A 22604-nucleotide genomic window follows, 5' to 3' on the forward strand; every position below is an offset into this window, starting at 1 on the left:
CGCCGCCTCAGGTCTCAGGCAGCAGGAAGCTCTGGTGCTCGAAATAATCGAGCACTTTCGCGAACTGCACGGCGGCCGGGACGATGCGGTGGCGGTCCTGCGTCTCGAGCGCGCGCTCGAACAGCATCACCTGCTGGCCCAGGTCTTCGCGCGGCGTGCCGCGCAGCTGCTGGTACAGGCGCTCGCCGCGCGCGAGCAGGGTGCGGTTCGCCATCTGGTCGCGCGGATGGATTTTCAGCTCCGACAGGGCGGCGAAACGCTGGGCGATCTCGGCTTCGCTAAGCAAGCCGGGATTGCCCTCGATGACGAGCGCGTGCACCTCGCCGCTGCGCGGCACGGTCGCTTCGACCTGCAGCAGGCCGTTGACGTCATAGGTCAGGCGCACGTCGACCGGGTTCTCGGCGCAGGGCGCCGGCGGCAGCTTGATGCGCAGCTGGCCCAGCTTAATATTGTCCTTCGCCATGCGCGCTTCACCCTGGTAGATGTTCAGCTCGACGGCTTGCTGGTTGTCCTGGACCGGAAAATAACGTTTGACCCGGCTCACCGGGATCACGGTATTGCGCTCGATGATCGGGTCGAAGTGCCCTTCCGAATAGCGTGCGCCATCGAGGGCGACGACCGTGTCGGTGCCCAGCGAATACGGCGCGACGTCGGTCATGACCACTTCGTCGAGCGCGGCATCGTTCATTTTCAGGCCGGCCTGCACCGCCGCACCCAGCGCCACGACCTCGTCCGGATTGATGTCGCAGGCCGGAAAGCGCCCGAACATGCGCGCCACCATGCGCCGCACGGCCGGCATGCGGGTGGCGCCGCCGGCCAGCACGATGTTGTCGAGTTCCGCGATCGGCAGGCGCGCATCGCGCAGCGCCCGTTCGACCGGATGGCGCAGGCGCGCCAGCAGGTCGGCGCAGCATTGTTCCAGCAATGCTTCGTCGAGGTCCATCGCGTATTCCGCCTTGCCGTCGCCGACGCGGATCGACGCCTGCGGCGCCTCGCTCAGCGCGCGCTTGGCCAGTTCGACCTGCGCGTGCAGGCGCTGCATGAAATGGGCGTCGCCGCGCAAGGCCGGCGGCACCTTGGCCGCCTCGAAGAAGCGCGCGACCAGCAGCGTGACGAAATCTTCGCCGCCCAGGACATTGTCGCCGGCCGAGGCGCGCACTTCCATCACGTTCTCGAACAAATCGAGCACGGACACGTCGAAGGTGCCGCCGCCCAGGTCGAAGACGAGGAACTTGGTTTCGCTGTCGCGCTGGTGGATGCCGTAGGCGAGCGCCGCGGCCGTCGGCTCGTTGAGCAGGCGTTCGACCTTGAGACCGGCGAGCTGGCCGGCGGCGCGTGTGGCCTTGCGCTGGGCGTCGGAGAAATACGCGGGCACCGTGATGATGGCTTCCTGTATCGGCTGTCCCAGCGCGGCCTCGGCGTCTTCCTTCAGCGAGCGCAGCACCATGGCCGACAATTCCTCCGGCCGGAAGGCGCGCTTGCCCAGGGTCACCGTGCTATTGCTGCCCATCAGGCGCTTGAAATTGGCGGCGCTCGCGCGTGGATGGGTCTGCAGGCGCTCACGCGCCGCGCGTCCGACCAGGATCGAACCATCGTCGTCGATGCTGACGCAGGAAGGCGTCAGCAGTTCACCCACGCTGTTCGGAATCAGGCGTGCCTGCCCGTTTTCCCACACTGCGATCAGGCTGTTCGTGGTGCCCAAATCGATTCCGACAATCACTTTATCCTCGCTAGACTAAAGATTGCAAAAATGCATCATATCCTAGCGATGGGACGAATTCCACGTAAATTGTTACCAAAGTGGAATGATGTATTGGTCGGTTGCTCTCAGCCGATCCGGATGTCGTAATGCACATCGTTGCGGTCTTGCCCTTCGGGACCAGCCACCAGGTAGCTGTCCCAGCCCAGCCGCCCGAGCGGGCTGCCTGCGCGCAGCGTGAGCGGGCGCACGTCGCTTGCACGCAGCACCAGTTCGATTTCGTATTCGAGGCACAGTCCCGTGAACAAGGTCAGCAGGCTGCTCAGGGCGCGCGCCGCCAGTCCGCCCGGTAAAAAGGCCGTAAAACCGTCGTGGTCGAGCGGGCCGACGACCAGGCGCAGGCGCAGGTCGCGTTGCCAGACGCGCTCGCCGGCGATCGCGCAGCTGCCGAGGGTGGCGCTGGGGCAGCCCAGGGTGCTTTGCTGGGCGGGCGGCACGGCGTACCAGGCGCCGACGAATTGTTCGACCACGACCGGCTGGCCGAAATACTCGGCTAAAACGCGCGCCATCTGGGTCGCAGAAATCGGACGCTGGCGGATCGCGGCGGCAAAGTATGCGATCGATTCGTCGAGCACGGCGCCTTTTCCGGAACCGGCCAGGCGCCGGCGCAGCGACGGATGGCCGAGGCCGGCCAGACCCAGCAGCAGCGGCAAAAAACTGTCCTTGCCGCTGCGCTCGTATCGCAAATGCAGCCGGTATTTGCGCCAAGCTTCATAAAACAGGGCCAGCGAGCGGTTCGAAAAACTGTCGAGGAAAGCGCGCGGCCCCTCGTCCTTGTCGCTTGCCTGCTGCTCGGCCACGCGTTCCGTGTAATGCGGCGGCAGCACGCCCTGTCCTCCCAACAGCCCCATGAAGGTCGGCGTAATGCGCACCCATTGTAATGTGCCCTCTTTCAGGGCCGCACCGAGCGCCTCGGCATGCGGCTCGACGGGCGGATCTGCCTGGATCGCTTCCAGCTGGCTGGCCGGAAAGCGCAACGAGGTCGAATTCTGGAAGCGCAGGAAGTTGGCGATGGCGCCCTGCTCCGGCGCGCCGTGCCTGCGCAGCCACAGTTCCAGCATGCGCACCGCCTGAAAATACTCGAAGCGGTAGGGCGCGCGGAACAGGCGCTCGATTACAGCAGGCTCAAATCGCCGCTTTTCGCTGTGCATGTATAAATCTCTTCCCCGGTTTTCGCCGAGACGATCACCAGTTGGGTAAAACTGTTGGCGTGCACGTACAGGGCGAGAAAACGTTCGACGATGTGGGCAAACGCGTGGATGCCGCTGCCAATAAAAGCCTCTTCGTCGATGGCGAGCCGCACCTGCACCCCGCGCACCAGGCAATTGAAGGGGTTGCCGGCGAGCCAGGCAGTGGTCGGCTGCTGTTCGATGGCATGGATACCGCCGATCTGGCGCTGAGACGAGGGAGAACGCGGCAGGTCGTACAGCGCCAGCATCTCGCGAAACGCTTCGACGCCGCCGGCGCTGATCGACAGGTGGTTCAGCGACAAATGCGAAATCAGGCGCCAGTGCGCGCTGCGTCCGCTGGCAAAACGCCAGGAGTGCGAAGGTTTGCGTAAAAAATGAATACCGCGCACGTTCGAGCCGCCCTCGAGGAACAAATCGCCGCCGGCCTGGCCGTAGCTCAGCTGCGAGGGCAGGTCGCGGTTCGAGCAGGTCAGTTCCAGATTTAAGGTGTCGGTTTCGACCGCGGCCGGGTCGAAATCGATGTCGACGATGGCGATCTGCGTCTCGAAGCCGGGACTGCGCTCGGCCAGGGTTTCATCGCGCCGCATCGCCCAGTAGTGGCCGTTCTGCTCGGCCGTCTGCGCGTGCTGCAGCGAATAAAACGGGCGAAATTCCACCACGGTTTCTCCTTGCGGCGTCTGACGCACCAGGTTCACCGAATCGATCGATTGCACCTCGAAGGCATAGGCGCGGCGCGCATCGGCCAGCACCGGGTAGCTGGGCGTGGTGTGGGTCAGGCGGATCGGCTCGCCGCGCTGGCGGAACAGGTTCACGACCGGCGTACAGCCCAGCAGCAGGTGGTTCGTGGACAGGGTGCCGAGCAGGCGCGCCATGTTCGAATCGCTGCGGATGCCGGACAGGGCCAGGTGCAGGGTCAGCGAGCTTGCCCCGGGGACGACGGCGCCCAGGGCCGCCAGGTCGATATCGAAAAAATTGAATTTTTCGGGAAAACAGAAGTATTCGGTCAGCAGGCGGTAGGCGGCGTGCGAGCGGGCCGGGAAATCGATGACGGATTCGTCTTCGCTAAAACCGGCGGCGCGGATCGGAATCGCGCACAAAGGCAACCAGCGCCCGCTGTCGCCGACTTCGACCCAGGCGCCGACGGTGCGCATGAACAGGGCGTCGCGCAGGGCTGCGCAGAACGAGGGTTCGCCGTCGATGAACACGCGCAGCAGGGGCAGGTCGAGCTTCTGGAAATCGAGCTGGCCGGCGCTGGCGGCAATCGTCAAACTGATGCCGGCCGAAGCACCGGCCGGCGCCCGTACCGACTCGGGCGCGCGCAGGATGTCGGAGAATCCGGCGTGACTCAAGGACAGCGGGGCGACGGCGACCGGGTACACGGTGCGGAAAGTGCAAGCGGCGCCGCGCACCGGACGCGTCGTCAGCTGGGTGCCGCGCGCAATGGTGCCGGCCGCGCCTTGCTGGGCGGCGCCGGTGCAATCGAAGCGCGCGATCGAGCAGGAGGGAAAGGGGCGCAAATAATGCGGATACAGCACGTCGAACAGGGCTTCCGTGAATTCCGGATAGTCGTCGTCGAGACGTTTGGCAATCCGCGCATTCAGCAGGGCGAAGGATTCGATCATGCGCTCGGTGTGCGGGTCCTCGCACACTTCTCCGCTGATCAGGAGGCGGCCGGCGATTTTCGGATAGCGCTCGGCAAACTCGCGCAGGCTGCGCCGCAGGTAGCCCAGCTCGCTTTCGTAATAGGGCAGCAGTTGTTCCACTGATTACGCTCCCGCCGGCGCGGCGCGACCGGCCTTGCTGATGCTGTAGCTGAGGGTCGAGGGTTGCAGGACGGCGTCGAAGTTGACGGCTTCCTGGGAAGCGCTGGCGACCAGCACCCCGGTGATCGAAAAATCCAGGCGGTTCACGGCGCCCGGGCGCATCTCGAGCGAGGCCTTGACCTTGCGCAGGCGCGGCTCGTGGCTAGTGATCGTCTTTTCGATGCAGGCGCAGATCAGGGCCCGGTCCGAGGGGCTCGACAGGGACAGCTCGGCGAAATCCTTCATGCCATAGCTGACGATCGAGCGGCTGCATTCCGGATAGGCCTTCAAAAAATCCTCCGGCAGCACAGCGCGGGTGTTCAGCAGCGCTTCCAGGTCGCGCGCGACGGCGTCCTTCATTTCTTCCGCCACAGAACGGGGAGCGTGGCCCTGACTTGCGCGCGCGGGCGGGCCGAGCAGGCGGTCGAACAGGCCTGGCGTAAAACGGTTCATCGCTTATTTCCTCCTTCTTCCCTCGTCGAGTGGCAGCTCGGTAGTGTCACCGCGCAAACTTCATTGAACCTTGAAGAAAGCTAAGGAAGCGTGATGTCGTTGTGCAAAGTCCACGCTTGAGGCAACGCAAACGCTGACCAAGGGCGACGGTCTACTGTGTCCGTTGGCAAAACGAGCTCAACAACAACGACAGGACGACAGGGACATGACGAGCAAAGTACTCTGGGGCGAAGGCTTGTTGCTGCGCCCCCAGCATTTCCAGCGCCAGGACCAATACCACGAACATTGCCTGCAAAAGGGCATCAAGGCGGTGCACCCATATGCCTGGGGCGTGGAGCGCCTGCAGGTCGACCGCGAGGCGCTGGCGAACAATGTGCTGCGCATCCTCGACCTGGCCCTGCGCTTCCAGGACGGCGAACTGGTCGACGCCCCGACCCTGGACGCGCTGCCGGACACGGTCGACCTGAGCCTGCTGCAGCAATCCCAGCAAACCGTGACCTATTACGCCGCGCTGCCCAGTTTAAAACCGTTCAGCGGCAATTTCGCCACGCCCGGCCAGGCCGCCAACACGGCGCGTTTTGTTCAAACGAATCAGGAAACCGCAGACCTGTACACGCAGGCGGCGCCGGTGCAATTGGCCTACCTGCAAAAGTCGGTGCGCCTGCTGCCCGACTCCGAGCCGCGCGACGCCTACGTCCATTTTCCCCTGCTGCGCCTGCGCCGCGCGGCCGTCGGCGGCTTCGAGCTCGACCCAGGCTTCGTCGCGCCCAGCCTGACGCTGGCCGCCGCCGCTCCCCTGTTCCAGCAGCTGCGGCGCCTGCTCGACGCGCTGCAGGCCAAGGTCAGCGCCCTGTACGGCCACCACCGCGAGCCGAGCCGCAACGTGATCGAGTTCCGCTCCGGCGACATGTCCTCGTTCTGGCTGCTGCACACGGCCAGTTCCGCCTACGCGACTTTGACTCACCATTTTCATCATCCGAGCCTGCATCCGGAGCGCCTGTACGAGCAATTGCTGGACGTCGCCGGCGGCCTGATGACCTTCTCGAAAAGCTGGACCCTGGCGGATTTGCCGTCCTACCAGCACGCCGACCCGGGCCCGGGTTTTACCAAGCTGCACACCATCATCCGCGAACTGCTCGACACCGTGATCTCGTCGAAATATTTCGCGATTTCTCTCAGCGAAGTGCGGCCCTCGTACCATATCGGCGCCCTCGATTCCGGCAAGATCGACGAGAAAACCACCTTTTATATTTCGGTCTCCGCCGACATCCCGGCCGTGCAGCTGGTCGACGTCGTGCCCCTGCGTTTCAAGGTCGGCGCGCCGGACGACGTCGAGAAATTTGTCTTGTCCGCCTTGCCCGGCGTGCGCCTGCAATACACACCGCAACCGCCTGCGGCACTCGCCGTGCGGCCCGACACCTGTTATTTCATGCTCGAATCGAAAGGGCAGATGTACGAGCGCATGCTCAAGGCGCAATCGATTTCGATCTATGTGCCTGCGGGGATGAAGGAATTAAAACTCGAGCTGCTCGCTGTCGCGGCTTGATTTGGATTGGAGACCAATATGTCCGGCCCCTTGATCGTCCTCGGCGACAAAACCTCCCACGGCGGCGCCGTCATTCAGGCTTCTCCCCACAGCGACAGCGGCGGCGTCCCGATCGCCCGCGTCGGCGACAAGACCGTCTGTCCGAAACACGGTCCGAATCCGATCGTCAGCGGAGACTCGAGTCTGATCATCGACGGCAAAGCCGCCGCGCGCCACGGCGACAAGACCGCCTGCGGCGCTTCTCTGATCGCCAGCCAGCAAGCCACGATCGACAACCTGTAATCGACTGCCATGACTTCGACCACCGTCTCGCCGCCGCGCCCGCTGCCCGGCTGGCTGAAAACCACCCTGCTGGCCGCCGGCATCCTTGCTCTGTGCTGGGGCGCGGCGATCGCCTACTGGCGCGCGGCCGAGAATGCGCCGGGCACGGGAGAATTGGCACTGGTCCTGCTGGGCACGCCCCTGGCCCTGCTGCTGGCCTTCTGGGGCGGCAAGAAGCTGATGCAGGCCCGGCCCGCGGCCGCGGCGGCTGCCGGCACGGCGCCGGCCAGGCAGGCGGCGCCGGCCGCGCCACCAGCGCCGCCACTGGCAATCCTGGCCGCCGCCTTGCGCGCTCCGCACGGCGACTCTCCGGAGGAATTGACCGGCGCCATGGCCGACGGCAAGGCACGCCCCGACCTCGATCCGGAACTGGTCGACGACGACGGTTTTCCCGTAACAAGCGCGCGCAGCGAAGCCGCCGTCGACGAGGCGCTGCAGGAAGAAGTCCGGGAATGGCTGACCTTGAACGGCATGGCCGAACTGCATCTGGGCGAGGCCCACTGGCGCGCGCTGACCCTGGGGACCGCTGTCGTGCGCGAGCTGGCGCACGAGGCGATGCTGGCGCTGTCCGCCGATGTTGTACAAGCCATGCAGTTGCGGCTGCTGCCGCTGCTGCCGGCGGGATGGACGGTCGAGCAGCGCCATGCAGCCGGTCTGTGGTTCAAGCATACGGTGGCGCAATTCGGCTGGCCGCTCGAGCACCTGACCCGCATCGATGTTCCGCGCGATGCCGGCCCGGCCCTGGTCCTCGGAGCGCATGAGACGCAAGGCGTTACCCTCGTGCTCGCTTGCGATTCCTGCATCGACCAGGAAACGGTCGACGCCTGGTCGTCGAACGGCACCCTGCACGGCGCCACCCGGGCCCAGGGACAAATTCCCGGCGAAGCGGCGGCCGGCCTGCTGTTGACGAGCCTGGAGACGGCCGGCAAGATCGACGGCGCACTGTTCGGGCAGCTATACCCCGTGATGGACACCCGGCGCGAACTCTCGGCCGACAGCGCCAAGCGCCCCGAGACCAAGCGCATGGCCGAGCTGGCCGAACGTGCGGCTCAAGCCGCCGGGATTCCCTTGCCGGACGTGGCGACGATTGCCGCCGATACCGACCACCGCAGCAGCCGCACGCTGGAACTGATGAGTTTTACATCCTCCGCGCTGCCCGAACTCGACGCCACAGGCGACATCCTGTGCAGCGGCGTTGCCCTGGGCAACTGCGGCGCCGTGCCGCTGCTGTGCGCACTCGCACTGGCACGCCATGCCGCGCTGGCGAAGAACGCACCAGCTCTGTTCGTCAGCAACGACGACCCGTTTACTTGCTGCATGGCGGTGGTCGGCCCGCTGCCGGCGCCAATTCACCCTGCCTGACGCCTGCATGGCGTCATGTGCCGCGATAAACGGCTACCATCGATCCCATGGTTCATTACGCCAAGGAGATCGTTATGGCTGGAAACAAGCAATACGACGCAGGAACGAGCAGGGCCGGTGCAGACACGCGCGGCCCGGATTCATTGTCGGGCAGGTCCGATCCCGCGAATGCCGATACGGGCCAGCGCCAGCAGGACTCTGCTCACTACACGGGCAGCTCGCAACAGAAGGGCGAGCGCGACGGCGGCATCGTCAGCGCGCCGCCCGAAAGCAATGTCGGCCCGGCCGGGGCGGCGCAAAGCGACCGCAGCGCGAATGCGGCCGCCCAGCAGCGCATGACAGGGGCCGCGGCCGGAGGCAGGCCAGGCACCTCGGATACGGGCAGCAGCACCGGCCAATCGGTCGATGCGTCCGTATCCGGCACTAGCACGGACGAGCTGGCCAAGCAGACGCCGGACAAGCCGGGCGGGGCCGACTCGCGCTGAGCTTATTTGTCCTGCATACACGATGCCGCTGACTCAGCGGCATTTTTTTTGATCCTCGTCAGTACCCTCTGCTTTACTGCTCAGGCGTGACAATTCGATAGTCTTTTGACTGTTCTCAACAGTTACCATCCGGCACTGCATTTACCGGCCGGCCGGTTTAGCTGGCTTTCTGATCGATAACAATCCTGAAAGAGAACGGCAACATGAAAAAACAATTCATCCTGCTGGGCCTGGGTTCCGCCCTGGTCCTGTCCGGCTGCGGCGGTGGCGGCGGCAGCAGCGGCACCACTACTGGCGCCGGCGCCGGCGCACCGGTGGCCACGCCCGTGTCCACGCTGTCGTCCGTGACCACGGCGAATGCGACCCAGGTCGCCGCCAGCGCCTATGCCAGCAGCGTGGCGCTGAGCGACTCCTCGGCACCGGTCAACGGTCTGCTCACCGGCGTCAGCATCGACGGCGCCAGGGCCGGCGCGGTGGCGCCGGTGCTCAGCCTGGTGCGCAAGGTCTATCCACGCACCACGCCCCTGTTGACGGGCGTCGTCATGACCGAAGCCTGTACAGGTGGCGGCACGATGACGGTCGACGCCAACCTGCGCAACCAGCAGACCATCAGCAATGGCGACACCCTCAAAATCACCGCCAACAATTGCGTCGAGGACGGCGTCGTGATCAACGGCAGCATGTCGATCGCCATGTCGAACATCACGGGCGATATCGTGAACTCGTACAACTGGTCAGCGACGCTGGATACCACCTTCAGCAACTTCACCGCCCGCAGCGGCAACGAAACCGCAGGCATCGGCGGCGACATGAAGATCGCGATGGCGCAAACGAGCATGAGCAACAGCACGATCAACGTGTCGGGTAAATCCCTGCAACTGGTCGAACAGCGCAACGGTCTGACTCTGGGCACCTACACGCTGTCCAACTACACGATGAACGAAACCGTCAATGGCGCGGCCGTGAGCAGCGCCGCCAGCTTCTCGATTGCCGGCAATAGCAGCGGGCTCGGCCAGTTCTCGTACACGGTCAAGAACCTGCAGCCCTTCGTCAGCATCGGCATGGGCAATCCTTCCAGCGGTTCCCTGATCGTCAACGGCGCCTCCTCCTCGGTAACGCTGACTTCGGCTTCCACCAGCAGCGTGCGCCTGGAATACAGCGCCAAGGGCGACGGCGTGATCACGCAGATCAGCAACCTGAGCTGGGCGGAGTTGCTGGCAGCGCTCTGATCGCCGCTGTCACACACCAGGGCAAGCCGGCGCCAGCTTGCCCTTCTTTTTCGATGGAATGTATATGAAGCATGTCGTGCGCGCCTGTGCAGGCGCGGCCTGTTCCTTCTTGCTGATGCACCCGGCAGCTGCCCAGTGGCAGGGCAAGGCGGGCCTCGGCCTGCGCCACGCCAGCCACGCCGAATACGAGGACGAGCGGACGCTGGTGCGCGAACGCGGCTGGTTGCCGGGGCTCGTGCTGGAGGGCGCCTGTCAAGCCGGGAACGTCGCCTGGTTCGCGGGAGCCGACTGGTACCGCGCCGGCATCGGCTACCGCGGCCAGACCCAATCGGGCACAGCCGCCCGCTCGCGCACCGCGACCACGCTGGCCACGCTGCGTCTCGGCGCCCGTTACCAGCTGGCTGCGGATACCGCGCTAATGGCCGCTCTCGAGGCGGACCTGTGGCGGCGCGACATCCGCAGCACCGGCAGCGCTGCCGGATTGCAGGAGCGCTACCGCTCCGGGCGATTCGTCGTCGGCGCCGCTCAGACCTGGCGCCCGGCGGCCGGCTTGATCCTGAGCGACCTTGCCCTGGTGTTGTCGACACCGGAACGCATGCGCGTCGATTTTCATGGTTTGCTCGATCAGGCGACCCTGAGCACCCGCCGCGCCCCCGGCCTGCGCGCCGGCGCCAGTTTTAATCCGGGGTTTTCGCCGAACCTGGAACTGCGGGCCGCCTATGACTGGATGCGCATTGGCCGCAGCGGCGACGCACCGCTCACGCGCAATGGCCGCTTTGCCGGCACGGTGGCGCAGCCGGAACACGTGCGCCAGGGTGTGAGCCTGACGCTGTCCCGGCTGTTCTGAGTTAACTGAGCAATAAAAAAGCCCGGGCAATGCCCGGGCTCTTTGTGATGGCCACTTGAATTATTCGACCGTCACCGACTTCGCCAGATTGCGCGGCTTGTCGACGTCGGTTCCACGCGCCAGCGCCGTGTGGTAAGCGAGCAGCTGCAGTGCGCAGACGTGCAGGATCGGGGACAGCTCTCCATAGTGTTCCGGCAGGCGGATCACGTGCAGGCCCTCACCGGAAGTGATGCGCGAATCGACGTCGGCGAACACGTACAGCTGGCCGCCGCGCGCACGCACTTCCTGCATGTTCGATTTCAGCTTTTCCAGCAGCGCATCGTTCGGGGCGATGGTCACGACCGGCATCTCTTCGGTCACCAGCGCCAGCGGGCCGTGTTTCAGTTCGCCTGCCGGATAGGCTTCGGCGTGGATGTACGAGATTTCCTTCAGTTTCAAGGCGCCTTCCAGGGCGATCGGGTAGTGCATGCCGCGGCCCAGGAACAGGGCGTTTTCCTTACGGGCAAATTCTTCGGCCCAGGCGATGATCTGCGGTTCCAGCGCCAGCACGGAGGCGATCGCGACCGGCAGGTGGCGCATCTGTTTTAAATGCTCGGCTTCCTGTTCGTCGGTCAGGCGGCCATTCACTTGCGCTAGGGTGAGCGTAAGCAAGAACAGCGCGGCCAGCTGGGTCGTAAACGCCTTGGTCGAGGCGACGCCGACTTCGACGCCGGCGCGGGTGATGTAGGCCAGTTCGCATTCGCGCACCATGGCGCTGGTCGACACGTTGCAGATGGTCAGCGTGTACGGCATGCCCAGGCTGCGCGCGTGTTTCAGGGCGGCCAGGGTGTCGGCCGTTTCTCCGGATTGCGAGATGGTGACGACCAGGGTTTTCGGGTGCGGCACGCTGTCCCGATAACGGTATTCGCTGGCGATCTCGACGTTGACCGGCAGCTTGGCGATGCACTCGATCCAGTATTTGGCGGTGAGGCCGGCATAGTAGCTGGTGCCGCAGGCCAGGATCAGGACACGGTCGATGTCCTTGAAGATTTGATAGGCCTTGTCGCCGAACAGTTCCGGCATGATGCCGGTGACGCCCTCGAGCGTGTCGCCGATGACGCGCGGCTGCTCGAAAATTTCCTTCTGCATGTAGTGGCGGTACGGGCCCAGCTCGGCCGCGCCGGTGTGGGCGTGCACGGTTTTGACTTCGCGCTCGACCGGTTTACCTTCGCTGTCGACGATCCAGTAGCGCGACAGTTGCAGGTCGACGACGTCGCCTTCTTCCAAATAAATGATCTGGTTCGTGGTGCCGGCCAGCGCCATGGCGTCCGAGGCGACGAAGTTCTCGCCCTCGCCCACGCCGAGGATCAGCGGCGAGCCCTGGCGCGCGGCGACGACGCGGTGCGGTTCTTCGCGCGAGAACACGGCGATCGCATACGCGCCGTGCAGGCGTTTCACGGCTTGCTGGACGGTGTCGAACAGGTCGCCGTTGTACATGTGGTCGACCAGGTGGGCGATGACTTCGGTGTCGGTCTGGCTGGTGAATTCGTAGCCCAGTCCCTTGAGTTCGCTACGCAGCTCGTCGTGGTTTTCGATGATGCCGTTGTGCACCAGTGCGATGCGCGCCGTTTCTTCGTTCGGCGAGAAGTGCGGGTGGGCATTGTGCGAGGCCGGGGCGCCGTGGGTGGCCCAGCGGGTGTGGGCGATGCCCGTAAAACCTTGCAGGCCGGTGCCCTGGATCTGCGTTTCGAGGTCGGCCACGCGCGAGGTGCTGCGCGAACGGGCCAGGCGGCCTTCGACGTGCAGGGCGACGCCGCAGGAGTCATAGCCGCGGTATTCGAGGCGCTTCAGGCCCTCGATCAGGATAGGGGTGATGTTACGTTGAGCAACTGCGCCGACGATACCGCACATGAACAGACCTCGTTATAAAAAATTAGCAATGAAGGATATCCTACGGCAATGCGTATGAAATATGCTTTCAGAGCGCACCATTTTTTGATATAAAATTTCACGAACCATGAAAGATGAAACATTCTTTCATTTATCGATCAATTTTTATTGAAAATTTCATGACGACTAACGTTAGCCTGGACGAACTTGATCGTCGCATCCTGAACGCCCTGCAAACTGATGCATCGCAGACGAATGCGGAGCTGGCGGAACAAGTTCACGTCTCACCACCCACTTGCCTGCGCCGCGTCAAGCAGCTGACCGAGAATGGTGTTATCGCACGGCAAGTTGCAATTGTCGACCCCGAAAAGGTCGGGGCGCGCCTGACGGCCATCGTCGAGATCACGCTGGATATCCAAGCGGCTGAGCGCATGGCGGACTTCGAAAAACTGGCAGACAAGGAGCAAGCCGTGCTGCAGTGCTACCGCGTCGCGCCCGGTCCGGACTTCGTGCTGATCATCCAAGTGGCCGACATGCCGGCCTACCATGCGCTGGCGCACCGGCTGTTCGCCACGCACGCCAACGTACGCAACGTGAAGGCTTATTTTTCGACCTTCAGGAGCAAGTTCGACACCCGCATCGCGGTGTAAGTGCCTGTGGATAATCCTGTGCAGAAGGGTGTGCAATCACAGCGGATATCCCCTGCATAAGCGGGTGGATATCCCTGTGATTTTCGAGTCGATAAGCCCTGTACAAGCGGTGGATTACTTCGGCTTCTTGACTGGACGGGTCCAGCCTTCGATGGTCATCTGCTTGGGACGGGAAATGGTCAGCTTGCCGGCCGGGGCATCCTTGGTCAGCGTGGTGCCGGCGCCCAGGGTCGCGCCCTTGCCGACCGTCACCGGCGCCACTAACTGGCTGTCGCTGCCGATAAACGCGTCGTCCTCGATCACCGTGCGGAATTTGTTGGCGCCATCGTAATTGCAGGTGATGGTGCCGGCGCCGATGTTGACGCGCGAGCCGACTGTGGCGTCGCCAACATAGGCCAGGTGATTGGCCTTGCTGTGCGCGGCGACCTGGCTGTTTTTTACTTCGACGAAGTTGCCGATGTGGACATCTTCACCCAGCTGGGTGCCCGGACGCAGGCGCGCATACGGACCGATCTGCGAGGCGGCGCCGACCACTGCGTCTTCGATATGGCAGAACGGTTTGATCTGGGCGCCGGCGCCAATGGCCGCATTCACCAGCACGCAGTGCGGACCGACTTTCACGCCATCGGCCAGTTCCACGCGGCCCTCGAAGACGCAGCCGACGTCGATCACGACGTCGCGTCCGCAGATCAGTTCGCCACGCACGTCGAGGCGGGCCGGGTCCATCAGCGTGATGCCTTTTTCCAGCAGGGCATTGGCGATGTTCAATTGATGCCGGCGCTCGAGCTCGGCCAATTGGACCTTGCTGTTCACGCCCGCCACTTCCCATTCGCCGGCAGGAGAAGCCGAGACGACTTCGACGCCGTCGGCGACCGCCTGCGACACGATGTCAGTGAGGTAATACTCGCCTTGCGCATTGTTGTTCGACAGGGCGGCCAGCCAGCGTTTCAGGTGACGCGTCGGAATCGCCATGATGCCGCTGTTGATCTCACGGATCGCGCGCTCGGTTTCGCTCGCATCCTTTTCTTCGACGATGCGCACGATGCGGCCGTTTTCGCGGACGATGCGGCCCAAACCAAAGGGATTGGCCTGCTCGACGGTGAGAATGCCGAGCTTGTCGCTACCGGCCGCCTCGACCAGGCGGCGCAGCGAGTCGCTCGTCGTCAGCGGCACGTCGCCGTACAGCACCAGGGTCGGCACGTTCTCGTCGAGTTGCGGCACGGCCTGCATCACGGCGTGGCCGGTACCGAGCTGCGGCTGCTGCAGGGCGGTGTCAATCGGGGCTTCGCCATCCTGGGCCAGCCTGGCTACCATCTCCGGCACCGCTGCGCCCCCGTGTCCGTAAATCACGCATAATTTACTCGGCCGCAGGAGGCGGGCGGTATCGATGACATGCTGCAACAGCGGCTTTCCCGCCAGCGGATGCAACACTTTAGGCAGCGCGGACTGCATGCGCTTTCCCATGCCGGCAGCAAGGATGACAACGTTCATAAGCCGTATTCAAGAAGAGTTAATAAGATGAAAAAGTTTAGCACGCATGACCCCTTGTACCAGCGCACGCGTGGATTGTTCCTTATTGCTTTATTTGCATTGTTGGCCGCCTGCAGCACGATTCGTTTCAGCTACAACCACGGCGACACCCTACTGTACTGGTGGCTGGACGCCTATGTCGACTTTGAAGGCGATCAGTCCGATTGGGTCAAACGCGACATCAACGAACTGTTTCAATGGCACCGCAAAACCCAGCTCCACGATTACGCAGCCCTGCTCGGCACTTTCCAGCGCCAGCTGGCCGGCAATCCGACCCAGCAGGACCTGATCAACGACTACCGCGAAATTCGCAGCCGCACCGAAACCCTGGCCATGAAGGCCGTCCCCGACATGGTCGACCTGGCCCGTTCGCTCACCCCGGACCAGATCGAGCAGATGGAACAGCGGTTTAACAAGAAAAACGAGGAATACCGGCGCAAGTTCGTCAGCGGCAGCGTCGAAAAGCGCAACGAGGCGCGCTTCGACAAATCGATGGAACAATTCAAATTGTGGTTCGGCGGTTTCAGCAACGAACAGGAAAAGGCGCTGCGCCGTGCCTCGGATGCGCGTCCGCTCGACAACAACATCTGGCTCGAGGAACGCATTTACCGGCAGCGCAAGATCCTGGCCCTGGCGCGCAAGATTCAGGCGGAAAAGCCTGGCAAGGAACAGACCAGCACGATGATCACGGCCCTGATCCGCGAGTTTTTTACGCGCATGGATGCGCCGGAACGCAAAGGCTTTTATGACAGCTATATCAATGCGACTTCGAATTACATCCTGACGGCGATCCGGATTGCCACGCCGGTTCAGAAAGCCCATGCCCAAAAGCGCATGCAAGGGTGGATCGACGATTTCAATGCGCTGGCCAAGGAAGCCAAATAAGCGCCAGAGCGTTCGATGGGCCCCAGGGCAAGGCGCGGAGTCGAAGACAGTACACCTGTACGGCGAGACGACGCAACGCAGCCATGGGGTCTGTCGAACGCTCTGGTATAGTGCGCGCCATGCAGAAAAGTAAATCGCAAGGAGCGCACGGCCGCCCCCGTCTCGCTCCGCAACAGGTCCGCATCATCGGCGGCGAATGGAAACGGCGCCTGCTGCCGGTACTCGACGCCCTCGGCCTGCGCCCGACCCCGGACCGCGTCCGCGAGACCGTGTTTAACTGGCTGCACCACCAGGTCGGCGGCGACTGGGCGCAGGTCGATTGTCTGGATTTGTTCGCCGGCAGCGGCGCGCTCGGCTTCGAAGCGGCCAGCCGCGGCGCCCGTTCGGTGACCCTGCTCGATTTTCATGCAGCGGCCGCGCGCCAGCTGGAAGCGAACAAGGACACCCTGAAAGCGACCAACGTCAACGTGCTGCGCGGCGACGCTTTTATCGTGGCGCGTGACATGGCGGCACGTGGCCAGCGTTTCGATGTCATCTTCCTCGATCCGCCGTATCAGCAGGAATTCGTGGCCAAGGCGCTGCCCCTGTGCATCGACCTGTTGAAAGAAGACGGCCTGGTGTATGTGGAAGCGGAATACGCGCTGCCGCAGGGAGACGATATGCCGGACTGGCTGCTGCCTTGGGAACAAATCCGCGCCGACAAGGCTGGCATGGTCTACTACCACTTGCTCAAGCTCAAAGATAACTTGCACGAAAACAAGGCTTAAACGACCGAAGTTTGCTCAATTTGCGGGCAAAAAGGGCTCTATGCTGGGGCATCTGCCGGATTTTCAGGCATAATGCGCGTTCCAACACAGGTGTTTCTCACAGGGGAGCCGCAATGGTAGTAGCCGTTTATCCAGGTACCTTCGATCCGCTGACGCGCGGCCATGAAGATCTGGTCCGCCGGGCATCGGGCCTGTTCGACACGCTGGTCGTCGGCGTTGCCGACAGCAAGAACAAGAAGCCGTTCTTCTCGCTCGAGGAGCGCCTGGAGATCGCCAACGAGGTGCTGGGCCATTACCCGAACGTGAAGGTCGAGAGTTTTTCCGGCCTATTGAAGGATTTCGTGCGCAAGCATGATGCGCGCGTGATCGTGCGCGGCCTGCGCGCCGTGTCCGACTTCGAGTACGAATTCCAGATGGCCGGCATGAACCGCTATCTGCTGCCCGACGTCGAAACCCTGTTCCTGACCCCGTCGGACCAATATCAATTCATCTCCGGCACCATCGTGCGCGAGATTGCGATGCTGGGCGGCGATGTGTCGAAATTCGTTTTCCCTTCGGTCGACCGTTGGCTGCAAAAGAAAATTGCATCCATGAATCTGCCGCAAGCCTGATCAGGCATTCACTGACCAGGCATTCACATTAAGCAGCAACATCATGGCCTTACTGATTACCGACGATTGCATCAATTGCGACGTGTGCGAGCCCGAATGCCCGAACGACGCCATTTCGATGGGCGAAGAGATCTACGAGATCGACCCGCATAAATGCACGGAATGCGTCGGCCACTTCGACGAACCGCAGTGCCAGGCCCTGTGCCCGGTCGCCTGCATTCCGTTCAACCCGGCCTGGCGTGAAACGCGCGAAGAATTGATGGCCAAATACGAACGCCTGACGGCCGCCAAGAACGCCGCCTGAAGCGCCGCCCGGGTCGGCGCACCCGGGCGCGGGCCCTTATTCGGCCATGCTATGCTCGGCCATGGCCAGCGCGGACGATTCCTCCACCGGCGGCGCCTTGCCGCCGACCATCGACGAGAATATCGGCACGATCGCCGAGTATTGCGCACGCCATGAAGAAAAGGCGACGCCGGCCCAGAAAATCGTCGAGCGCATCAGCTTATTTTTGGGCAGTCCCGGCTATTTCGCCGTCAACGCCTGTTTTATCGTGTTCTGGATTGCCTGGAATTCGCTGGCGCCCGTCTTCGATTTGACCGAACTCGATGAGCCGCCGTTTTTCTGGCTGCAGGGTTTTGTTTCGCTGAACGCGTTCATTATTTCCACCACCGTGCTGATCCGCCAGAATCGGATGTCCAAACTGGCGGAGCGCAATGCCCACCTCGATCTGCAAATCAGCCTGCTGTCCGACGAAAAGACCAGCAAGATCATCGCCATGCTGGAAGAGATCCGGAAAGAGTCGCCGAATCTGGTGGATAAACCCGACGCGAAAGCCGAGGAATTGGCGCAGCCGGCGGATACCACTAGCGTGCTGGAAGCCATCGATCGCAAAAACCACTGAGCCCATCAAAATTCGTTTCCCGTTGTTTTGTGCCGTTGCAGCATTGAAATAGTCATTTTGTCTTGATTTTAGACAAGATTTTGGTGCTATATTGATATTGCTGTTTTAGCACGACCATTCTTTTTCGACGAGAAACGGGAAGTTCTGTGAACATCAATAACTTGCGCATCGGCCAGCGCCTGGCGATCGGCTTTGGCATCGTCATTTCCCTGCTGGTTTTATTGGCCGGCCTGTCCTATACGCGCCTGGCCAGCCTGAACGACGAGATGAGCGCCCTGATTCATTTGCGCTATGCGAATACGGTGAGCGCAAATGCCATTAAAGCCGACGTCAACGAAGCCACGCGCGGCATGCTCAGCGTGCTGGTGATGAGCGATCCGGACCAGGTGCGCAGGGAACTCGAAACCGTACAGAAAAAAAGCGCGAACGCCAGCGCCGCCGTCGCCGCGCTGGCGCACAGCACGGGCGAACCCGAGGGCGCGAAGATCCTGACGGCACTGGCCGCGATCCAGGCCAAATTCCTGCCGGCCCAGCAGGCATTTAGTAAGCTCGTGCTGGAAGAACGCAAGGACGAGGCCATGGTGAAATTCATGTTTTCGCTGCGGCCCCAGCAAACCAAGTATTTCGAGCAGCTCGACAAGTTCATCGCTTACCAGAACACGGCCATGACAGCGGCCGGCGAGCAGGCGAGCCAGGTCACCCGCCGCACGCAGCTGCTGGTCTTGATCCTGGCCGCGGTAGCGGGCGTCATCTCGCTGGGCGTGGCCTGGCTGGCGACCCGCAGCATCGTGCGGCCGCTGCGCCACGTCGTCAAAATCGCGCGCCGCGTGGCCGATGGCGATCTGACCAGCGAGATCCGGGTCGAGACGCAGGATGAAACCGGGCAGATGATGGGCGCCCTGCGCCACATGAACGACAGCCTGCAGCGCATCGTGGCCGACGTGCGCGTCAACACCGAAGCGATGGCGTCGAGCTCGAGCCAGATTGCCAGCGGCAACATCGACCTGTCTTCCCGTACCGAACAGCAGGCCGCCTCACTCGGCCACACGGCCGATTCGATGCGCACGCTCACCGATACCGTCCAGCAAAACGCGGACAACGCACGCCAGGCGAACGCCCTCGCCGCCCAGGCCTCGACTGTCGCCGCGCGCGGCGGGCAAGTCGTGGGGCAGGTGGTCGATACCATGGGCTCGATCACCCGCTCCTCGCAGCGCATCGTCGACATCATCGGCGTCATCGACGGGATTGCCTTCCAGACCAATATCCTGGCCCTGAACGCCGCCGTCGAGGCGGCGCGCGCGGGCGAGCAGGGGCGCGGCTTTGCCGTGGTCGCTTCCGAAGTGCGCAGCCTGGCCCAGCGCTCGGCGGCGGCGGCGAAAGAGATCAAGGTCCTGATCGGCGACTCCAGCGACAAGGTCAGGGAGGGCAGCCTGCTGGTCGAGCAGGCCGGCGCCACCATGCGCGAAGTCGTCGCCAGCGTGCGCCGCGTCACCGACATCATGGCCGAGATCACGGCCGCCAGCGCCGAGCAAAGTGCCGGCATCGCCCAGGTCAGCCGAAATGTCGTCGAGATGGACCAGGGCACCCAGGAAAACGCCGCCCTGGTCGAAGAGGCCGCCGCCGCCGCGGCCTCGATGCAGGAGCAAGCCGCGCAGCTGGCGCGCGCGGTCAGCATTTTTAAATTGGCAGCACCCGCCCTGGCGACGAACGACACGCTGCAGCGCCTGCCGGCGCCAGCCGGGGCGAACACATAATAATGACCAACGGAGACAACATGATTTTCATAAAGCACACCAAACTCGTCCTTGCCTGCGCCGCCCTGGCAGCCGCCTGCGGCGCCCAAGCCGCCGTCGACGTCAACGGCATCAAGTTCGAGGACACGAACAAGGTCGCCGGCAAGGATTTAAAGTTGAATGGCGCCGGCATGCGCACCAAGCTCGTCATCAAGGTGTATGCCGCTGGCCTGTATCTGCCGGAAAAGAAGAACAACGTGGCCGACATCCTGAAAATGGATGGTCCGCGCCGCGTCACCCTGGTGATGGCACGCGACATTCCAGCCGAAGACCTGGGTAAAGCCTTCATGGATGGCATCAACGAGAACCTGGATAAAGCGGAAAAGGCGAAGATCGTCGGCCAGCTCGGCAAGTTCGGCGAGATGTTCGCGGCCGTCGACGACATCAAGAAGGGCGACGTGATGCACATGGACTGGATTCCGGGCACCGGCACCGTGTGCGAACTGAACGGCAAGCGCATCGGTGAAGCCGCTTCCGACCTGAATTTTTATAATGCGGTGCTGCGCATCTGGCTGGGAGACAAGCCGGTCGACCGCTCGCTGAAACCGGCCCTGCTGGGCGACGCGCGCTGAGCGTCTTATCTCAAACAAAAACGCGGCGCCGGGAAACCGGACGCCGCGTTTTTTTATGCGGTATTGCTAGCTCAAGCGGTGCGCTGGCGGCGCGTAGTGCGTGGACGCACGGTCAGGACCAGAGCGCGCACCAGGCCGGAAAGCAGGGGACGGAAGAACATCAGCAGGCTGGCCACGAGCGACAGCACGAGGGCGCCACGCACGAGCTCGGCGATCGACAGCAGCGGCAAGGAATACATGGTGAAAGCGTCAGCGAAAGACATGATGTTTGACTACGGTATGTTGTTTTTTAGAACTATAGTGCAATGCAGCATATAAATCTAATTTCGTTTTCTGATGTGCCTTATATTGATCGTGAATGAAATCGGGTACACTTTGACGCAGACCAATAGACGCGTGTTGAACGCCAACGAGACATTGCCATGAGCTTCCTGACCCTGGACCTGAACCTGCTGCGTGTATTCGACGCAGTCATGACCGAACAAAACCTGACGCGCGCCGCCGGCCACCTGGCGATGACCCAGCCGGCCGTATCGAATGCCATTAAACGCTTGCGCGAAAGCCTGGGGGATGAACTCCTGATCCGCACCGCCTACGGCGTAAAACCGACGCCGCGCGCCGAAGCGCTGTGGCCCTCGGTGCGCGCCGCCCTCGCGTCGCTGGAAGCGGCTGTAATGCCGGAAACCTTCGATGTCTCGAAAGCGCAAGCCACTTTCCGCATGGCGATGGCCGACGCCACCGCCGCGTACTGGCTGCCGTCCCTGATGCGTTCGATCGAAAGCGAAGCGCCCGGCGTCAACATTCGCATGGTGCCGCTGACCACGCGCGAACCGCGTCCGATGCTGCTGCGCGGCGACATCGACCTGGCCGTCGGCTTCTTCCCCGGCGTGGCGGCGCAGTTATCGTATGAAACCGGTTCGCCGATCCGCCACGAGCGCCTGTATTCCGGCCAGTACGTGTGCGTGATGCGCAAGAACCACCCGCTCGCCGGCAGCAAGCTCGACCTCGATGCCTACTGCAAGGCGAACCATTTATTGGTGAGCTTCTCCGGCCGCGCCCACGGCCTGGTCGACGAAGCCCTGGCGCAAATCGGGCGCGAACGGCGCATTTTGCTGACCGTGAACCAGTTCTTCACGGCGGGACGGGTGGTAGCGAATTCGGACCTGATTACCGTGCTGCCGAAACACCTGATGGTTTCGACCGGCATGACCGAATCGCTGGTCTGGCGCGAATTGCCATTCCAGCTGCCGGCCGTGCACCTGGACATGCTCTGGCACGAACGCGACGGCCGCAGCCCGGCGCACCGCTGGTTGCGCAATAATCTGGAAGCGACGGCGGCGCAGGCGACGGCGCCGAAAGGCGAGCGCGTCGCGGCATAAACGCGGCCCATGGAATCGGTGGGCACTCTGTGCTGATGACGTAGGGTGGGCGCCCCGTGCCCACCGATGCATGCGCCGTGTTAACGCATCGTTTGGTGGGCACAGAGCACCCACCAAACGAATTATCGGATCGGCAGCTTGGTCGTATTCTTGACTTCTTCCATCACTGCATAGGTGTGCGTCTCGCGCACCCCCTTCTGCAGCAGCGTTTTACCCAGGAATTCGCGGTAAGCCGCCATATCTTTTACGCGCGCTTTCACGAGGTAATCGAAGCCGCCCGCCACCATATGGCATTCCAGCACTTCCGGAATCAGCTGCACGCTCTGTTTAAAGGCGTCGAACACTTCCGGCGTGGTGCGATCCAGCACGACTTCGATGAACACCAGCAGCGACACATCCAGCAGCTGGGGATTCAATTGGGCCGTATAACCCATGATGTAGCCGGACTCGTGCAGTTTGCGCACGCGCTCGAGACAGGCTGCCGGCGACAGGTTCACGCGGGTCGCCAGCTCGACGTTGCTGATGCGGCCGTCGTTCTGCAACTCGGCGAGAATTTTTTTCGAAATCTTGTCCAGCATGCCGTCTCTCCTGGGCGTAAATATTATTTGGTCGAATTCTCGCACCAAAAACTATCTATTGCTAGTGCCCATTA

The 22604-nt window shown here is 62.9% G+C and carries 23 protein-coding genes; 15 read left to right on the forward strand and 8 right to left on the reverse strand.

Annotated elements, in window-relative coordinates:
- Positions 1-7: 7 nt before the first annotated feature.
- From ACFPQ5_RS04725 to tssE, 4 genes are all read right to left on the reverse strand, one after another.
- The gene (locus tag ACFPQ5_RS04725; protein ID WP_379752124.1) at positions 8-1720 is read right to left on the reverse strand and encodes an Hsp70 family protein; all 1713 of its coding nucleotides are present in this window, start codon (positions 1718-1720) and stop codon (positions 8-10) included.
- Positions 1721-1827: 107 nt separating this feature from the next.
- Positions 1828-2910: a type VI secretion system baseplate subunit TssG gene (gene tssG / locus ACFPQ5_RS04730; RefSeq protein WP_379752125.1), complete on the reverse strand. Its 1083-nt coding sequence runs from the start codon at positions 2908-2910 to the stop codon at positions 1828-1830.
- The gene (tssF, locus tag ACFPQ5_RS04735; RefSeq protein ID WP_379752126.1) at positions 2874-4712 is read right to left on the reverse strand and encodes a type VI secretion system baseplate subunit TssF; all 1839 of its coding nucleotides are present in this window, start codon (positions 4710-4712) and stop codon (positions 2874-2876) included. Before tssF ends, tssG begins: the two co-directional genes overlap by 37 nt.
- Positions 4713-4715: 3 nt before the next feature.
- The gene (gene tssE, locus ACFPQ5_RS04740; protein WP_379752128.1) at positions 4716-5204 is read right to left on the reverse strand and encodes a type VI secretion system baseplate subunit TssE; all 489 of its coding nucleotides are present in this window, start codon (positions 5202-5204) and stop codon (positions 4716-4718) included.
- Between the two features lie 205 nt (positions 5205-5409).
- Here tssE and tssK point away from each other — a divergent pair, with 205 nt between their 5' ends.
- From tssK to ACFPQ5_RS04770, 6 genes are all read left to right on the forward strand, one after another.
- On the forward strand, positions 5410-6750 hold the full coding sequence (gene tssK / locus ACFPQ5_RS04745) for a type VI secretion system baseplate subunit TssK (RefSeq protein WP_379752129.1): 1341 nt from the start codon (positions 5410-5412) through the stop codon (positions 6748-6750).
- A gap of 18 nt (positions 6751-6768) precedes the next feature.
- A complete protein-coding gene (locus tag ACFPQ5_RS04750; protein ID WP_379752130.1) occupies positions 6769-7032 on the forward strand; it encodes a PAAR domain-containing protein in 264 nt (87 codons plus the stop codon).
- 9 nt (positions 7033-7041) lie between these two features.
- Entirely contained in the window at positions 7042-8433 is a 1392-nt protein-coding gene (locus ACFPQ5_RS04755; RefSeq protein ID WP_379752131.1) for a hypothetical protein, read from the forward strand.
- A 74-nt stretch (positions 8434-8507) separates the two neighbouring features.
- Complete coding sequence (locus ACFPQ5_RS04760; RefSeq protein WP_379752132.1) at positions 8508-8918, forward strand: hypothetical protein; 411 nt, start codon at positions 8508-8510, stop codon at positions 8916-8918.
- 203 nt (positions 8919-9121) lie between these two features.
- Complete coding sequence (locus tag ACFPQ5_RS04765; protein WP_379752133.1) at positions 9122-10147, forward strand: hypothetical protein; 1026 nt, start codon at positions 9122-9124, stop codon at positions 10145-10147.
- Between the two features lie 64 nt (positions 10148-10211).
- A complete protein-coding gene (locus tag ACFPQ5_RS04770; protein ID WP_379752134.1) occupies positions 10212-10994 on the forward strand; it encodes a hypothetical protein in 783 nt (260 codons plus the stop codon).
- Positions 10995-11054: 60 nt separating this feature from the next.
- On the opposite strand, the gene glmS is transcribed toward ACFPQ5_RS04770, so the two are convergent.
- Positions 11055-12884: a glutamine--fructose-6-phosphate transaminase (isomerizing) gene (gene glmS / locus ACFPQ5_RS04775; protein WP_379752135.1), complete on the reverse strand. Its 1830-nt coding sequence runs from the start codon at positions 12882-12884 to the stop codon at positions 11055-11057.
- A gap of 158 nt (positions 12885-13042) precedes the next feature.
- Here glmS and ACFPQ5_RS04780 point away from each other — a divergent pair, with 158 nt between their 5' ends.
- Positions 13043-13513, forward strand: a complete 471-nt coding sequence (locus ACFPQ5_RS04780) for an Lrp/AsnC family transcriptional regulator (RefSeq protein WP_379752393.1) — start codon at positions 13043-13045, stop codon at positions 13511-13513.
- 114 nt (positions 13514-13627) lie between these two features.
- On the opposite strand, the gene glmU is transcribed toward ACFPQ5_RS04780, so the two are convergent.
- Complete coding sequence (gene glmU, locus ACFPQ5_RS04785) at positions 13628-15004, reverse strand: bifunctional UDP-N-acetylglucosamine diphosphorylase/glucosamine-1-phosphate N-acetyltransferase GlmU (protein ID WP_379752136.1); 1377 nt, start codon at positions 15002-15004, stop codon at positions 13628-13630.
- Here glmU and ACFPQ5_RS04790 point away from each other — a divergent pair.
- From ACFPQ5_RS04790 to ACFPQ5_RS04820, 7 genes are all read left to right on the forward strand, one after another.
- Positions 14906-15928: a DUF6279 family lipoprotein gene (locus ACFPQ5_RS04790; RefSeq protein WP_379752137.1), complete on the forward strand. Its 1023-nt coding sequence runs from the start codon at positions 14906-14908 to the stop codon at positions 15926-15928. The two genes, glmU and ACFPQ5_RS04790, sit on opposite strands and share 99 nt — an antisense overlap.
- Positions 15929-16047: 119 nt before the next feature.
- Entirely contained in the window at positions 16048-16695 is a 648-nt protein-coding gene (gene rsmD, locus ACFPQ5_RS04795) for a 16S rRNA (guanine(966)-N(2))-methyltransferase RsmD (RefSeq protein WP_379752138.1), read from the forward strand.
- Between the two features lie 113 nt (positions 16696-16808).
- Entirely contained in the window at positions 16809-17306 is a 498-nt protein-coding gene (gene coaD / locus ACFPQ5_RS04800; RefSeq protein WP_379752139.1) for a pantetheine-phosphate adenylyltransferase, read from the forward strand.
- Positions 17307-17349: 43 nt separating this feature from the next.
- A complete protein-coding gene (locus ACFPQ5_RS04805; protein WP_379752140.1) occupies positions 17350-17610 on the forward strand; it encodes a YfhL family 4Fe-4S dicluster ferredoxin in 261 nt (86 codons plus the stop codon).
- Positions 17611-17707: 97 nt separating this feature from the next.
- Positions 17708-18208, forward strand: a complete 501-nt coding sequence (locus tag ACFPQ5_RS04810; RefSeq protein ID WP_379752141.1) for a DUF1003 domain-containing protein — start codon at positions 17708-17710, stop codon at positions 18206-18208.
- A gap of 146 nt (positions 18209-18354) precedes the next feature.
- Complete coding sequence (locus ACFPQ5_RS04815) at positions 18355-19962, forward strand: methyl-accepting chemotaxis protein (protein WP_379752142.1); 1608 nt, start codon at positions 18355-18357, stop codon at positions 19960-19962.
- Positions 19963-19982: 20 nt separating this feature from the next.
- Entirely contained in the window at positions 19983-20573 is a 591-nt protein-coding gene (locus ACFPQ5_RS04820; protein WP_379752143.1) for a chalcone isomerase family protein, read from the forward strand.
- Positions 20574-20644: 71 nt separating this feature from the next.
- Here the strand turns inward: ACFPQ5_RS04820 and ACFPQ5_RS04825 are convergent, their stop codons facing one another.
- Complete coding sequence (locus ACFPQ5_RS04825; protein ID WP_379752145.1) at positions 20645-20836, reverse strand: hypothetical protein; 192 nt, start codon at positions 20834-20836, stop codon at positions 20645-20647.
- Positions 20837-20995: 159 nt separating this feature from the next.
- Between ACFPQ5_RS04825 and ACFPQ5_RS04830 the strand changes: the two genes are divergently transcribed.
- Entirely contained in the window at positions 20996-21952 is a 957-nt protein-coding gene (locus tag ACFPQ5_RS04830) for a LysR family transcriptional regulator (RefSeq protein WP_379752147.1), read from the forward strand.
- Positions 21953-22074: 122 nt separating this feature from the next.
- Here ACFPQ5_RS04830 and ACFPQ5_RS04835 read toward each other — a convergent pair whose 3' ends face one another.
- Positions 22075-22530 (reverse strand): Lrp/AsnC ligand binding domain-containing protein, encoded by a 456-nt coding sequence (locus tag ACFPQ5_RS04835; protein ID WP_056340766.1) that lies wholly within the window; start codon positions 22528-22530, stop codon positions 22075-22077.
- Positions 22531-22604: the final 74 nt, after the last annotated feature.

Origin of the sequence: Massilia suwonensis (assembly GCF_042655665.1) — a bacterium.
Lineage (GTDB): Bacteria > Pseudomonadota > Gammaproteobacteria > Burkholderiales > Burkholderiaceae_D > Telluria > Telluria suwonensis.